Source organism: Bacillus sp. EU55 (assembly GCF_038005925.1).
Classification (GTDB): Bacteria; Bacillota; Bacilli; order Bacillales; family Bacillaceae; genus Bacillus; species Bacillus velezensis.
In genome coordinates this window covers 3,116,590-3,132,297 of record NZ_JBBOUE010000001.1, presented here as the reverse complement: position 1 = coordinate 3,132,297, position 15,708 = coordinate 3,116,590, and the positions used below count along the sequence as shown (strand labels likewise).

At 40.0% G+C, this 15,708-nt stretch carries 14 protein-coding genes and 1 pseudogene; 11 read left to right on the top strand and 4 right to left on the bottom strand.

The features are described 5' to 3' along the window. Positions 1-10: 10 nt before the first annotated feature. Complete coding sequence (locus NYE50_RS15890; RefSeq protein ID WP_256076137.1) at positions 11-799, top strand: spore germination protein; 789 nt, start codon at positions 11-13, stop codon at positions 797-799. Between the two features lie 14 nt (positions 800-813). Beyond that, positions 814-1,266, top strand: coding sequence for a Ger(x)C family spore germination protein (locus NYE50_RS15885; protein ID WP_060965122.1), 453 nt, complete (start codon positions 814-816; stop codon positions 1,264-1,266). A 46-nt stretch (positions 1,267-1,312) separates the two neighbouring features. Here NYE50_RS15885 and NYE50_RS15880 read toward each other — a convergent pair whose 3' ends face one another. Continuing rightward, the gene (locus tag NYE50_RS15880; protein ID WP_224989054.1) at positions 1,313-1,564 is read right to left on the bottom strand and encodes a spore germination protein; all 252 of its coding nucleotides are present in this window, start codon (positions 1,562-1,564) and stop codon (positions 1,313-1,315) included. Continuing rightward, on the bottom strand, positions 1,497-1,736 hold the full coding sequence (locus tag NYE50_RS15875; RefSeq protein ID WP_236563904.1) for an N-acetylmuramoyl-L-alanine amidase: 240 nt from the start codon (positions 1,734-1,736) through the stop codon (positions 1,497-1,499). The genes NYE50_RS15880 and NYE50_RS15875 overlap by 68 nt, the downstream gene beginning before the upstream one ends. A gap of 425 nt (positions 1,737-2,161) precedes the next feature. Between NYE50_RS15875 and NYE50_RS15870 the strand changes: the two genes are divergently transcribed. Further along, complete coding sequence (locus NYE50_RS15870; RefSeq protein WP_159354478.1) at positions 2,162-2,614, top strand: hypothetical protein; 453 nt, start codon at positions 2,162-2,164, stop codon at positions 2,612-2,614. A 249-nt stretch (positions 2,615-2,863) separates the two neighbouring features. On the opposite strand, the gene NYE50_RS15865 is transcribed toward NYE50_RS15870, so the two are convergent. Next, positions 2,864-3,439 carry a recombinase family protein gene (locus NYE50_RS15865; RefSeq protein ID WP_001169292.1) on the bottom strand — a complete coding sequence of 192 codons (576 nt, stop codon included), beginning with the start codon at positions 3,437-3,439 and terminating at the stop codon, positions 2,864-2,866. Positions 3,440-3,586: 147 nt separating this feature from the next. Between NYE50_RS15865 and NYE50_RS15860 the strand changes: the two are divergent. From NYE50_RS15860 to NYE50_RS15845, 4 genes and pseudogenes are all read left to right on the top strand, one after another. After that, positions 3,587-6,545, top strand: a pseudogene (locus tag NYE50_RS15860) (Tn3 family transposase). Between the two features lie 386 nt (positions 6,546-6,931). Then, complete coding sequence (locus NYE50_RS15855) at positions 6,932-7,696, top strand: iron-containing redox enzyme family protein (RefSeq protein ID WP_159354477.1); 765 nt, start codon at positions 6,932-6,934, stop codon at positions 7,694-7,696. A 907-nt stretch (positions 7,697-8,603) separates the two neighbouring features. Next, complete coding sequence (locus NYE50_RS15850; RefSeq protein ID WP_060964530.1) at positions 8,604-9,185, top strand: CGNR zinc finger domain-containing protein; 582 nt, start codon at positions 8,604-8,606, stop codon at positions 9,183-9,185. Positions 9,186-9,654: 469 nt separating this feature from the next. Continuing rightward, positions 9,655-10,143: an HPP family protein gene (locus NYE50_RS15845; RefSeq protein ID WP_167388683.1), complete on the top strand. Its 489-nt coding sequence runs from the start codon at positions 9,655-9,657 to the stop codon at positions 10,141-10,143. Positions 10,144-10,396: 253 nt separating this feature from the next. On the opposite strand, the gene NYE50_RS15840 is transcribed toward NYE50_RS15845, so the two are convergent. Continuing rightward, positions 10,397-10,843, bottom strand: coding sequence for a YtoQ family protein (locus NYE50_RS15840; RefSeq protein ID WP_063094532.1), 447 nt, complete (start codon positions 10,841-10,843; stop codon positions 10,397-10,399). 197 nt (positions 10,844-11,040) lie between these two features. Here NYE50_RS15840 and NYE50_RS15835 point away from each other — a divergent pair, with 197 nt between their 5' ends. The 4 genes from NYE50_RS15835 to NYE50_RS15820 all read left to right on the top strand — a co-directional run bounded on the left by NYE50_RS15835 (position 11,041) and on the right by NYE50_RS15820 (position 15,580). Continuing rightward, positions 11,041-11,364 carry a thioredoxin family protein gene (locus tag NYE50_RS15835; RefSeq protein WP_003152373.1) on the top strand — a complete coding sequence of 108 codons (324 nt, stop codon included), beginning with the start codon at positions 11,041-11,043 and terminating at the stop codon, positions 11,362-11,364. A 15-nt stretch (positions 11,365-11,379) separates the two neighbouring features. Continuing rightward, positions 11,380-12,189: a DUF1444 domain-containing protein gene (locus NYE50_RS15830; protein WP_012118213.1), complete on the top strand. Its 810-nt coding sequence runs from the start codon at positions 11,380-11,382 to the stop codon at positions 12,187-12,189. 14 nt (positions 12,190-12,203) lie between these two features. Beyond that, a complete protein-coding gene (gene ytpR / locus NYE50_RS15825; protein WP_022552814.1) occupies positions 12,204-12,809 on the top strand; it encodes a YtpR family tRNA-binding protein in 606 nt (201 codons plus the stop codon). A gap of 167 nt (positions 12,810-12,976) precedes the next feature. Next, positions 12,977-15,580: a DNA translocase FtsK gene (locus NYE50_RS15820; protein WP_159354476.1), complete on the top strand. Its 2,604-nt coding sequence runs from the start codon at positions 12,977-12,979 to the stop codon at positions 15,578-15,580. Positions 15,581-15,708: the final 128 nt, after the last annotated feature.

Sequence of the window (15,708 nt, the reverse complement as noted above, 5' to 3'; positions counted from 1 at the left end):
GTTGTTTCCTTTGATGGGGTATACAGGCAGAGCAGACTTTACCGTGAACTGTATGCTCAATGGGCGTGTAGCGTTGATTGTGGATGGTACACCGGCTGCGTTGATTGCGCCTGCCAATTTATTTTTGCTTGTGAAAGCACCCGAAGATATCCACTTTACTGCTTTGGCAGCTACATTTGGTCAAACGCTTCGTTTACTTGGCTTGTCCGTATCGCTACTGCTTCCTGCATTTTTTGTTGCCATTCTTTCCTATCATCAAGATCAGCTGCCCTATTATCTACTTGCCACTTTGGGGATTAACCGGTTGGGAATTCCTTTTGATGTGGCAGTTGAAATGTTTATTGCACTTCTCTTCTTAGAAATCCTGCGGGAAGCTGGTATCCGATTGCCTTCTGCGGTCGGCTCCACGGTAACGGTTGTAGGAGGACTTATCCTGGGGGATGCGGCCATTCGTGCTGGATTCTTATCCCCAGGTATCGTTGTCATCGGAGCAATTACACAAATCTTTGGTTCAACTTTATCGAGCCTATCATTGGCTGGAACGATTAGTACCTTACGCTTTTTTCTTTTCATTCTGTCTGCCACGCTTGGCATTTATGGCTTCTTTCTTGGATTATTTATTGTGCTCAGCCATTTAGCCTCATTGCGTTCATGCGGCTTGCCTTACTTGGCCCCAATATCACCTCCATTTAAAGACTTGGCCAACGCTTTGTTTCGATTACCTTGGCCATGGCGAAACACTCGACCGGACATGTTGAAGACACGAGATTCTACAAGGCAAGGGGACAGGCATAAATGAGGAGATATAAAAGTATGGTTGCACTTTTCCTTCTTCTCACCCTTACCGGTTGCTGGAGCAGATATGAAGTGCAAAACATGAACTATGCTACGGCTGTTGGAATAGACTATGTCGATGGCCAATACACCATGTATTTGCAATTGCTTGATTTCTCGACAGTGGCCAAGCTGGAGGGACAGCAAAAAGCGGAGCAGCCCCCGGTTTGGGTGGGCAAAGGCGAAGGTTCCTCGTTTACGGAGGCGGCAAATGATTTGTACAGTACATCACAACAACGCTTAAACTTGGGACAAATCTCTGCCATTTTGTTCAGCGAGAGATTGATGAAGGAAAACAAAGTCGGAGAAGTGCTGGAATTGATCAACCGTTATCGTGAAATAAGGTACTTGGCCTGGCTGTTTAGCACAAGAGAGCCTCCTGAAGAAATCTTGCTGGCAACCCCATTTTTTAGATTTTCGCCAAATGCATAAAAATAGTTGTTTACTTTTATGCGTTCAAACAGTTGATTTATCAACCTTATGGTAAAAGCAAACGATTTGTCGGTTCCATTAATTCTTCTAGCTGAGTGGCGCTAAACGCTCCGTCAATGTGAAGATCATCTAATTTATTCTTTACATCTTGAACAATCTTAGGATCAACAATGTCACGCATGTAAAGAATTGCAACGGTTGTTTTCGTGCGAACGCCTACTTTTTTCGTTTCATAAACCATGCTGGTTGATTTGATTCGTTTCCGAATTAACGCCACATTGACTCCCACTTCTTCCACAAATCCATCCTTTGGCCCCCGTACCGAAAGCATTCGCATCATCTGTACGTTCTTTCAAGCTGCGCGTAATATCTGCTGTTCTACTCATTTTAATTTGCAGGCCTTCATAATGGTTTTCCAAGAGATTTCGGATGCTATGGGAAATATTTAAGGTAATTTCTTTTTCCTGCATCCCATTGCCAATAGCTCCTTGGGTCCATTCTCCCGTGACCAGGATCTAAATATAATTTAAACATTTTACACCACCTCGTACAAATAAAATATGATTGAAGAGTAACGGAGGTATAGGAATTCGTCTGAGATACATATAAAAATAGGTGATGATAGGCATTACATTTCATTGAATCAGATGATTTATTTTAAAGCTAAGAAATTTTCCAAATACGAGACCATATGTATGAGCAGCAATTAATGTTCCATATTTTTCGTGGGTCAGGCAAACTATTGTTCATCTAGACAGTAGGCTGATTGATTATTGATGCTTCTTTCTTAACAAAACACCTAAGTGATTCTCTGTGCATATACTGTATCATTACTACAGGATTATGATTAAATACAACTCAATCCATACATAAAATAATCAAGGAGAGGTTAATTTTGAAAATTCCAAAGACAGCCAAAGTTAGTATCCCCTTTCCATCCGTATGGGGGATTGATGCTTCTATTGCGGGGAGATCCATTATTAGAGGTATACTTACCATTGATTCCATTGTAGACAACAAAGTAGTAGGTACAGTTAATTTTCGTGGTATACGTATTCCGATTAATGGGTATTGGGACGAAAGCGCTAAACAAATAAGTTTCGATTCACCATATGCCTCCTTTTTTGGCAACTTGACAATAATTGATGAGACCGCTATAAGCATTCGGCATTTCATTTTAAGTGGACGGTTTATAATGAAACCTCCCTCTTTGCTGGCTGGTGAATACGGAAATTGGATTGCTACAACCTTTACAACCCGTTTGGGACCTCCCATATATACTAATGTTTTACCACCTGCTGGTGCCTTTTCAGTCTCAAGTATGCTCTTGGGACAGCAATTGTTTTAATTAGACCATGACTTTATAAAAACAACCTTCCTTTGTGACTAAGGTTGTTTTTTAAAAGTGTTCTCGAAAAATACAGCCTTGCTTTAAATCTGAGTTTAGCGTATATCTCCGTTAAAATGTACTCGGAACCCTTTGATGATCGTGCCTAGTTAGATAAACAAATATTGATACTTCCTTATAGAAATAGCCTGCTTGGCTAGGTACGTTGTTTCACAATCCCCGGAAATTTTTAATATAAGTAATGAATGCTTATTTTTTTCCTTCCGATAGCTTTCTATATAAAGAAGCTCTAGATACATTTGTAATTTCACAAATTTGATTTACAGTCATATTTCCTTCTTTATATAGCTTTACTGCATAATTCATTCCTGCGTGATTTTTATGATATTTCTTTAACCGTCCTTTAAACTTCCCTTCTTTCTTTGCGAGCTCAATTCCTTCACGCTGACGCATACGAATAAGGTCTCGCTCTAATTGGTTAACACCAGCCATTACCGTAATTAAGAATTGGCTATATGGATTATCTTCTGATAAATCTAGCCATGTATCCTTAAGTGATTTTAAGCTTGCCTTTTTATTTCGTATTAAATCAATCAATTCAAATAAATCTTGCGTACTTCGAGTGATCCGAGTTAAATCTGTAACATAAATAATGTCACCTTCCTGTAAATCCTCTAACATTTTTTGAAGTTGTTCACGATCTTTTGTGGCTCCTGAAATTTTTTCTTCATAAATAATATCCATTCCAATTTCGTTCAATTGCCGAAATTGCCTTGAAGGATTTTGGCTAGTCGAACTGACGCGTACATAACCGATTTTCTGCAAAATTTCACCTCGTTTTTGAGACAAGTCTTATGAGACACTCTTAACTATGATTTTATCAGTCTACTATACTTGTATCAATAGAGTACACTCTATTGATATATAATTGAACTAATTAACTGAATAATTATGGAAATGGGATGATACTGAATGAAAATTGCGAGAGGTAGAGAATTGCTTACACTGGAACAGAGGCAGGATTTTATGCAAATCCCTGAAGATGAATGGATATTGGGGACCTACTTCACTTTTTCCAAACGGGATTTAGAAATAGTTAATAAGCGAAGGAGAGAAGAAAACCGTTTAGGGTTTGCTGTTCAATTAGCTGTTCTTCGGTATCCCGGTTGGCCATACACTCATATCAAAAGCATCCCGGAATCAGTCATACATTATATATCGAAACAAATCGGCGCCACTCCATCTTCGATTAGTCTTTATCCTCAAAGAGAAAATACACTTTGGGATCATTTGAAAGAACTTCGAAGTGAATACGACTTTGTAACTTTTACTCTAAGAGAATATCGAATAGCATTTAAGCATCTTCATCAATTAGCTTTTGAAAATGGCGATGCCATACATCTACTACATGAATGTATAGATTTTCTAAGAAAAAACAAAATCATACTGCCTGCTATTACTACACTTGGTGTGGGAGGCAAGGGCAATGGCTGAAAAGAAACTGTTTAATACTGTTAGTCAATCTCTTACAAATGAACAAAAAGGAAAGCTTGAAGAGATCATTACTTCGCAGCATCCATCCGAATCCAATAAAACGATATTGGGTTGGTTAAAGGAACCGCCGGGTCATCCTTCACCCGAAACATTTCTAAAAGTAATAGAACGACTCGAATACATACGAGGAATGGAATTAGAAACGGTACAAATTAGTCATTTGCATCGCAATCGCCTGTTTCAACTATCTCGCTTAGGCTCAAGATATGAGCCATATGCATTCCGTGACTTTCAAGAAAATAAGCGATATTCGATATTAACCGTCTATTTATTACATCTTACTCAAGAGTTAACGGATAAAGCTTTTGAAATTCATGATAGACAAATACTTAGTCTGTTATCAAAAGGCCGTAAGGCTCAAGAGGAAATTCAGAAACAAAACGGTAAAAAGCTGAATGAGAAAGTTATACACTTTACGAACATCGGACAAGCTTTAATCAAAGCAAAAAAGGAAAAATTAGACGTTTTTGAGGTTTTAGAATCCGTTATCGAATGGAATTCTTTTGTCTCTTCGGTCGAAGAAGCTCAGGAGCTTGCACGCCCTGACGACTATGATTATTTAGACTTACTGCAAAAACGATTTTATTCACTTAGAAAATATACGCCAACGCTATTAAGGGTATTGGAATTTCATTCTACAAAAGCAAATGAGCCACTTTTACAAGCTGTTGAGATTATCCGTGGAATGAACGAATCCGGAAAGCGAAAAGTGCCTGATAACTCACCTGTGGATTTTATTTCAAAACGTTGGAAAAAGCATTTATACGAGGATGATGGTACAACAATCAATCGTCATTACTATGAAATGGCTGTTTTAACAGAACTTCGGGAGCATGTTAGGGCAGGAGATGTTTCCATTGTTGGCAGCAGACAATATAGAGACTTTGAAGAATATTTGTTTTCAGAAGATACATGGAATCAAACGAAGGAGAATACAAGATTATCAGTTAGTTTATCATTCGAGGATTATATGACGGAGAGAACCAGCAGCCTTAACAAAAGGTTAAAGTGGTTAGCTACCAATTCCAACAAGTTAGACGGGGTTTCTCTTGAAAAAGGAAAGCTGTCAATTGAACGCTTAGAAAAAGATGTTCCAGAAGAAGCAAAAAAATTTAGCGCAAGCCTGTATCAGATGCTACCAAGAATAAAATTAACCGATTTACTGATGGATATTGCTTATATAACAGGATTTCATGAGCAATTTATTCATGCTTCCAATAATCGAAAACCGGATAAAGAAGAAACAATTATTATTATGGCTGCTCTTTTAGGAATGGGAATGAATATTGGTTTAAGCAAAATGGCTGAAGCAACACCCGGACTTACATATAAGCAATTGGCCAATGTATCACAATGGCGCATGTATGAAGATGCAATGAATAAAGCCCAAGCCGTATTAGTAAATTTTCATCACAAATTGCAATTGTCCTCCTATTGGGGAGACGGTACAACATCCTCGTCCGATGGTATGAGAATGCAGATAGGCGTTTCATCGCTACATGCAGATGCAAACCCACATTATGGAACTGGAAAAGGAGCCACCATCTATCGTTTTACAAGTGATCAATTTTCTTCTTATTACACAAAGATTATTCATACTAATTCAAGGGATGCGATTCATGTTTTGGATGGTTTGTTACACCATGAGACGGATCTAAATATAGTAGAGTATTATACAGACACGGCTGGTTACACAGACCAAATATTCGGACTGACCCATTTATTAGGATTTAAATTTGCTCCAAGAATACGAGATTTATCAGACTCGAAATTATTTACAATAGATAAGGCAAGTGAGTATCCAAAATTAGAAGTCATTTTACGTGGACAAATAAATACAAAGGTCATTAAAGAGAATTATGAGGATGTTTTGCGATTAGCTCATTCTATAAGGGAAGGAACAGTTTCAGCATCCCTTATTATGGGGAAATTAGGTTCTTATTCAAGACAAAACAGCTTGGCTACAGCCTTACGTGAGATGGGCCGAATAGAAAAAACGATCTTTATTTTGAATTATATTTCGGATGAATCATTAAGAAGAAAAATACAAAAAGGATTGAATAAAGGAGAAGCCATGAATGGACTGGCAAGAGCTATTTTCTTCGGAAAACAAGGAGAGCTTAGGGAACGAACCATACAGCATCAATTGCAAAGAGCCAGTGCCTTAAACATCATTATCAATGCCATCAGTATCTGGAATACTTTACATCTAACAAAGGCAGTTGAATATCAAAAACGGTCAGGTAGTTTTAATGAAGAATTATTGCACCATATGTCACCTCTAGGTTGGGAACATATTAATTTACTTGGAGAATACCATTTTAATTCGGAGAAAATGGTCTCGTTAGATTCTTTAAGACCCTTGAAACTTTCTTAACGTTGTTAAAACTGGGGGAATAGTCGGGGAAATGGGCTTAGCGTTGTAAATCCGCATTTTCCTGACTGTACCCCTATTTGAAATTTTAGAATTGTACCTAGTGTAACTCTAATATTACAGGTAATCCTGCTGAAGTCTTAATGACTATAAGTTCATCTGACTTCCTTAATCTAAGCTACTTCAATACTACTAGTCCTCCTGAAGACTGCGATTTTTAAATGATTGAATGAATAATAAGTCTGTAATCTGAATTTATTTTAAATTAACCTTTCAAAAAATAATTGACAGGTTATGGTTATATGAATTATTATCTTTTTAAGGGAATATATACATAATATTACTTATTATGGATATAATCCTATTAAAAATACAGGAGTGATTAAGTAATGGAATTAACTAGTGAAAAGTATCATGTAGTATCAGAGGAAGAACTAGAAAGAGTAAGAAAACAGCATTCATGGGTTGCAGATCCTATTATTAAAGCATCAGAAGAAATTCTAAATGAACCGTTTTTCAAATGGTTAGAAAATGTACAGCATGTAAAGGACTTAAAATCAGTTGTTACTCAACTCTGGTATCATTCAGCCACTTTTCCGAAAGTTATGGGCGTTATGCTGGGACTTACATCACTTAAAGAAAATCACATGATGCCTTTCTATGCATTACATATTTATGGAGAAGCAGACCATCATGAAATGCTAATGCAATGGATGTTGAAACAAAATATTTTAGAAAATCGAGAAGAAATAGATAGACATATACCTAGTAATGCTACAAATGCTTGTGTTAATCTAGTTTATCAGTTGGCTATTGAACAAGATCGTTCGAAATGGTTGGCATGTTTGAATTCTGGAATAGAAAGATGCTCAAATCACTTTTTTATTAAAATGTCAGAAAAGTTAGAGGAATTGGGGGCGAATGATCCTTACTTCACTGTCCATGTTGAAGCGGACGAACATCATTCAATTTTAGGATTGGAGCACTTAGAAGAGGACCAAAATGAATTTAGACGTGAAGTGGTTATTCGTAAGGCATTAGAGGGAATTTCATTGTGGGGTTTTATGTTAAATTCATGGATTGGTGTTAATAGAATGCCGGAATTTGATCTGGAAGGTAACGTTTTAAATCAAAAAACATGTTGCAAGCATTAACTTGAAATTGATAGTTGATTTTATTTCGGAGGATTTATATGGTTAAAGTATGTAAATCTCATGTGAAAGACATAGTATGCATATTAGATACTCCTCATGTACAAAGAGTTAAAAATTCCAAAGATCAATGCTCAATTTGTAATAAAGAAGCAGAGTATCATTTCTTTTATAGAAATCCATTACAGGAGTACGTTTTGGCACTTAAGGTAAAAACGAAGAATCAGTTAATTATTTAAAACAGATTACTTAAATGAGGATCAGAAGCTACTATAAACCTTAAACTAGACTTTTAAACCGTCGATATAATACTTTTCCAAAACAATTTAGACAAATCAAAAACACCTTTCTGTTGAATATAGGTATATGATATCTATAAGACAACTTGAAGGTGTTTTTTCTATGGAGAAAAGAGTCAATAATATAGTGAAATGAAATGGTGAAAATATTCCTTGAATGTTTTTTCTATTGGCCTCAAGGAAACCTTCTCCTGTTAAATATAAATTAAGGAGAATGCTCTTTGATTCCGTATAAAAGTGATATTCTTGGTGGTTTTCGGAATCTTTCTTAGAATAACACATCATAAATACGAGTATATATTTCCTTGTTTCTTATAGTTAATTATCACGATTCCTTACTTTATTTATCTTTTTAGATTATAGTCTATGTTTATCGAGAAACTTAGTCTAAAAATTAATATGCTGAATTTAAACATAATCACTGGTAAACGGTTACTACAATGCAGATACTGTGTAACTTCATTACGTAGGATCTGCAGATAGCTTCAATATCTAAATGATTAACTTTACTTATAGTTAATCATATATGTTATTATCGGTTTGAAGAGTAGCTATTTCACAAAGTCGAGTGACATTTGCATTTTTTATTTGTTCTGCAAGGAGGTATGATTATGACAAAAAAGACAAACATAAAATTTCCTCTCATCTCTAACAATCTTCCTCTTGATCTGGTTAATACTGAGGTGGTGAGTTATGGTAAACGTCATAATTTGTTAAAGTCAAAAGAGGATCTTTTAGAATGGTTAAGGTTAATGGGGAAAGGAACCCCTTTTTTCAATCAATTAACATTAAAAAAAGCCCAAGATGAACTGACTACTGTGATGGTTGAAAAAATACTTGAGTTACGATCAACACTAAGAGAAAACTTCGAGAAAATTGCAGATGGTGAAGAACCTGGAGAATTTTTTATTACTTTTTTAGAAAAAAAGATTGAATTGGCTCCATTTACATATAAGATTCTCGATACTAAACTTGCTCGTATTCCAATTGGAAATATTGATGATGCAATTATTTCGCTCATTGCTTATGATGGCTTATCGCTAATATATACAAAAAAGATTAATTTAATTAAGCGATGTGCTAATGAGGAATGTGTTTTATTATTCATTGATAACACTGGAAGGAGAAAATGGTGTTCAATGAAGATATGTGGTAACAGAGAAAAGGTTTCCCGTCATCTTAAAAAAACATAGAACAAATTTTCTTTATTGTATTGTCGAAATCATCTTGCACTTTACTTTAATTTTGAATAATCACATATAAATAAAAAGTTAATGAACAGCCTTATTTCAATATTCTTTTGAGTAAGGTTGTTTGTCTTTTTTAGAAAAAACAATCAATAAGTAACTTAACGGCTTTTACGGAAAATTAAAATGTCGCTCATAAAACAACCAATTTGCAGCTAAAACCCAGTTGAATTATAAAAAAGGTTAAAGTAACAAACAGGAAAATGATATTTCAAGCGTTCTTAAAAGATCATTTTTGAATAGAAGAACGATCTTTGAAAGAGAGAAGGATTATAATTTCAGATTTATAACCCTTTAAAATTAAATTGACAGGTTATTTTAATTGTTTTAAACTTAGTGAAAAGGAGGGGTTATATTGAAGATTGAGCAAACAGCAGAAAATCCACAAAGTAAAAAAGGATATTATTTCAAAAAAATGAAAGGAGGAGGAAAAAGTCCTTTAAAAGTAAATGTTAAAGATGCTTCAACAGGCTTATTAGGTGGTTTTATAACAATTTTAATCTTGTCATTGATAACCTATAAAACTGGATCTCTGTGGCTGATGGCGCCTTTTGGGGCAAGTTGTGTACTGGCTTTCGGAGCGTGGAATGCCCCTTTATCACAACCTAGAAATATTATTGGCGGACACTTCATCTCGACATTGACTGGACTTGTTATATATAATCTTCTTGGTTCTCATCCCTGGACATTGGCTTTAGGAGTGGGGCTAGCTATATTTTTTATGGCGGTTACAAAGACTACTCATCCACCTGCTGGAGCGGACCCTATTGTAGTTATTCAAGGGGCGTATGCTTGGAGCTATTTAGCTTTTCCGGTTTTTGTGGGATCTGTAATTATTGTTGCGGTAGCAGTTATTATTAATAACTTGCGAAATAATCGGCAGTATCCCACTTTTTGGTTTTAATCAATTTCAACGAGCAGCATATGTATCCGTTATTGCGCAGATTTCGCTCTCCTTCCTTACATATAAAGAAAACAAATATATAGTTCGTTTGAGGTTGAGTAAAATAATTTATGAATGAAGTGAAGAAAAAGAGGGCTGTGGGAATAATTTATTGCGGACAAATTCTTTTGGATTCGAGAAAAAAGTCTGAAAAGTAAGATTTGATACCATTCTATTGTAAATAGGTAAGCAGGACCGCATAAAGGCGGCCTGCTTATTCTGTTTCAAATAAATAAGAGAGTGCTTTCATCGCTTGATTGACGGTTTCGACCGTGATATTCGCTTTTCCGGAAAGCTCTTTCAGCGGATGATGAAGTTCTTTCGGACGGATGAGAATGAGCGGCTTTCCTTTTGCGATGGCATAAGAAGCATCCATCGCGGTATTCCACTGCTTATATTTCTCGCCAAACAGGGCGATCACAAAATCGGCTTTTTCCATCAGCACCTCTGTACGGAAATTGTTGATATCAGAAGCTCTGGCGTCTTTTAAAACAGAATCGGGCTGCACGCCCATAATCTCTTCTCCGATATTGTCTGAGCGTTCATGGTTTTCCATCGGGCCGACAAACGTAATCGGCAGGTCCAGCGCTGTTGCTTTTTGTTTGATCTCTTCCCGCCAATTACTGTGGATTTCACCCGCTAAATACACGACAAACTGCATCTTTTGCCCCTCCTTATGTACATATTCAGATTTTCGTACGGCTACAAGCAAAATGGTAAACGAAACTTGCTTGATAATGCAAATGAAATATGATAATGATATTGCATATAGTTGGTCTTGCTGTAAACAGTCTGGTATGATCCAATTGGACAAACATCAGCATATAAAAAACTCATAATCCAGATGGAGGAATGACAATGAAAAAGATTGAAAGCACGGAAGAATTGCAAAAAGCGGTACAAGACGATTGGGCGGTATTTATGTTTTCAGCGGATTGGTGCCCGGACTGCCGCTTTGTGGAGCCGTTTCTCCCTGAGCTGGAAGCGGACTTTCCTGAATTCACTTATTACTACGTAGACCGCGATCAATTTATTGATACATGCGCGGAATGGGAAATTTACGGCATTCCGAGCTTTGTTGTGTTTAACGGAGGAAAAGAAGTGAACCGCTTCGTCAGCAAAGACCGTAAAACAAAAGAAGAAATTGAGCAATTTTTAACCGATTCCCTTGCTAAAGCATAAAGGAGGCCACGGGCTTTGAAAATGACGTCAAGGAAGCTGGCGGATTTATTAAAACAGCGCCTGCAGCACGAGAACCGATCCTTCTTTTTTGACAGAGAAAAAGACACCCTCCGTGTTGAGGATCAAACGACCAAAAAAGGCATCACATTGGAGCTCCCGCCGATCATTGCGAAGTGGGAGACGAAAAAAGAAGAAGCGATCGACGAAATCGTCTACTATGTGTCAGAAGCAATGGAGGCGATGGAAGGCAGCGGACAGGAGATGTCCGGAAAGGAAGCCGGAATCTATCCGGTCATCCGCTCCACATCATTCCCCGATCAAACGAGCGACGGCATCCCGCTCGTGTATGATGACCATACGGCCGAAACGAGAATCTACTACGCGCTTGACCTCGGCAAGACGTACCGCTTAATTGACAGCCGTATGCTCGAGAAAGAAAACTGGACAAAAGAACGGATCAGGGAGACGGCGTCATTCAATCTCCGCTCTCTTCCTTCAGTTGTGAAACAGGATACGGTTGCGGACAATTATTTTTATTTTTTCAGGGCGAATGACGGCTATGACGCCAGCCGGATTCTCAATGATTCGATTCTTCATGAATACAAGCAGGCCGCTGAAGGCGAATTGGCGATTTCCGTCCCGCATCAGGATGTATTAATACTTGCTGACATTCGAAATGAATCGGGTTATGATATTTTAGGGCAAATGTCCATGAGCTTCTTTGCAAGCGGCACGGTGCCGATTACGGCCCTTTCATTTCTGTATAATGAAGGCAGACTGGAACCTGTGTTTATCATGGCGAAAAGCCGGCCGAAAAAGGATTAGAAAGGATTTTTCTTATGAACGCTTTTTACAATAAAGAAGGTGTGGGAGATACGCTTCTGATCTCTCTTAAAGATGCGGCACGCGAAGAAATCGCCTATGAAAGAGAAGGCGATGTCATCAGAATCTTTAACAAAGAAACAAAAGAAACGACGGGCTTTAACATTTTTAACGTGTCTTCTTACTTACAGATTGAGGACAACGGCCCCGTCGCTTTGTCTGAGACATTCGTTCAGGATGTGAATGAAATACTGAACAGAAACGGCGTTTCAGAAACGCTGACGGTTGACCTTTCTCCGAAATTTGTTGTCGGTCACGTTGAATCGAAAGAAAAACATCCGAATGCGGATAAACTGAATATCTGCCAAGTGAATGTGGGAGAGGAAACCCTCCAAATCGTTTGCGGCGCGCCGAACGTGGACAAAGGGCAAAAAGTCGTCGTCGCTAAAGTCGGCGCGGTGATGCCGAGCGGACTTGTGATTAAAGACGCTGAATTAAGAGGCGTTCCGTCAAGCGGCATGATCTGCTCCGCGAAAGAACTCGCTTTGCCGGATGCGCCGGCGGAAAAAGGGATTCTTGTTCTTGAAGACAGCCGCGAGGCCGGCGAAGCATTTCAATTCTAACTCCCATAAATAAGCGCACAGAATCGAATGATGTGAGAGAAAGCCGTTAAGCAGGCCTGCTTAACGGCTTTCTTCAGTTGGGAGCTTAATCTTTTCTGAGCCGCCCGGCAATGGTATACTAAATATCGTCCCAGACTACTAAAAAGGGAGTTAGAGAGTGATTAAACATGAGTTGGCTGAATAAATTTTTTGACTTATTTTTAGGTGAAAAAGAAGAAGAGCATGAACGTGAACCAAACACGCATGCCCAAATCCCGAAACAGCAGATACCGGATCAGCCAGAAGGCAAATTCACGCGCATGGAAGATCCTAAAATATATTACGAATATCCGAAAGGGAATTTCCGCTTCCCCGTCGTTCCGGACGGCTATAAGCGAACGGAGCAAAACCAAAGACAGCGGGAAAGGCACGAACGCCGCCAGCCGTCCCGGGATTATGCCGCCGGGAAGGAGCAAACCGAGCGGAAACAGCATACACATAAAGAGCCTGATACGGTGAAAAAGCCGTTTAAACCGTCATCCATTCCTTCACCGGTTTACGGCTTTCAATCTCAGCACAGCATAAAAAAAGCGCCTATATCCGAAAAGCGGCGTGAAGAGAACGTAACATTGCTGTCAGAGGAGGAATTTGTTCCGCCAAAAGCCGGTCAGGAAACGGAAAAAGAGCCCGTCTTCACAACATCCGGCATAACAAAACAGACGAATGACCGGCCAGAACAGTTTACGAAACAAGAAACGGAAGAAATCCCGGCCTTTAAAAAAGAGGAGCTTCACACCGAGGCTGAGAATGCAAAAGAGCAAGTGTTTGCAGCAGCAGAACCGCAGCAGACTGAAGAGCGGGAGCACACGGAAAGCGCGGAGTCTGCCGGCTTTACAGAAGAACAAGAGCATGAACAAACCCGCCCGCAGCCTATTAAAGAGCCTGAGTATGAAGCATCCCGAACGGCTGAAAACACAGAGGAACAAGCGGCGCCGCAGGAGGAATATCAGGAGCCTGAGCCGGAAAAAGCACCGCCTTTTGAAACCGCAGAAGAAACGGTGTATACATACACAGAAACCGGTTACGATGAGGAAGTTCAGCCGCAGTCTGAAGACAAGCCCGAATCAGCTGAAACCGACGCGGAACAGGAAGCAGACTCTCAGCCTGAGTACAATGCAGTCACGCGGCATTCAGACCCCGAGCCTGAACCTGCAAGCATCGAGACGGCCGATGCCCCGTCCCGGCCTGCCGAAGAAAAAACGGAGCATCACGGACAGCCTCAGACTGTGAGAAAAGCGGAGCGGCCGAAAGAGCGCAATGTACCGTTTAACGTCATGATGCTTAAAAGCGATAAACACAAGCAGGCGAAGACGCCGGAGGGCGGAGCGAGCTATGTCTTTCCGAATCTGTCGCTTCTGGACGTACCGCCGGCGCAAAGACATGACGACCAATCGTGGATTGAAGAACAGCGCGAGCTTTTAAACGTTACACTGAAAAACTTTAATGTGCGCGCCCAAGTCGTTCATGTCACACAAGGCCCGTCCGTCACACGTTTTGAAGTGCATCCTGAGCCCGGAGTGAAAGTGAACAAAATTACAAACTTAGCAGATGATATTAAACTGAGCCTGTCTGCCAAGGATATTCGGATTGAGGCGCCGATCCCCGGTAAAAACACGATCGGCATTGAAGTTCCGAACCGCGTAAGCAAAGTCGTTGATTTAAGGCAGATGATCAGAAGCGCCGCTTTCAGGACGAATCCGTCTCCGCTTACAGCCGCGCTCGGTGTCGATATTTCCGGAAACCCGGTCGTCATTGATTTGAAAAAGATGCCGCACGGGTTGATAGCGGGTGCGACAGGATCGGGAAAAAGCGTTTGCATCAATACCATTTTGGTCAGTCTGCTTTATAAGGCGGATCCGAGTGATGTCAAAATGCTTCTGATTGATCCGAAAATGGTCGAGCTTGCGCCTTATAACCAAATTCCGCATTTGGTCAGCCCCGTCATCACGGACGCCAAAGCCGCGACCGCCGCGTTAAAATGGGTTGTGGAAGAGATGGAACGGCGATATGAACTGTTTGCCCATTCGGGTGTGAGAGATATCGGCCGCTTTAATGAATTAACCGCCGATCATAAGACAGGCGAAAAGCTTCCGTACCTCGTAGTGGTCATTGATGAGCTTGCCGATTTAATGATGGTCGCGCCGAACGATGTGGAAGAAAGCATTGCCAGAATCGCGCAGAAAGCGAGAGCCTGCGGCATTCATCTGCTTGTCGCGACACAGCGTCCGTCTGTCGATGTCATTACCGGAATGATCAAGGCAAACATACCGACGAGGATTGCATTCTCCGTCTCAAGCCAGGTAGATTCCAGAACGATCATCGACATGGCGGGAGCGGAAAAGCTGCTCGGAAAAGGCGACATGCTGTACTGGGAAAACGGTACCGGAAAACCGGTGCGCCTGCAGGGCAACTTTGTATCCGACAGAGAAATTGACCGCGTCGTCTCTCATGTCAGAAAGCAGCTGCCGCCTTCTTATTTGTTTGAACAGGAAGAACTGATCAGGCAGGGAACCGCCCTCAAGGAAGAAGACGAACTGTTTCCTGAGGCGTGCCAATTCGTCGTGGAGCAAAACAGCGCCAGCACCTCAAGCCTTCAAAGAAGGTTCAGAATCGGTTATAACCGCGCCGCGAGGCTGATTGACATGATGGAAGCCGAAGGCATGATCTCAGAAGCGAAGGGCAGCAAACCCCGTGAAGTGCTGATTACGGCCGCTGACCTTGCTCAAGAATAAGAATATCGTTCATTTTTCTCACAAACATGGTATGATAGTGGATGGACCATCAAAACTGCATCACTGTCACGCGCTGAAATATCATGCGGCAGGTTTAATCAAAAAGAAAGTTACAGATACTGACGATA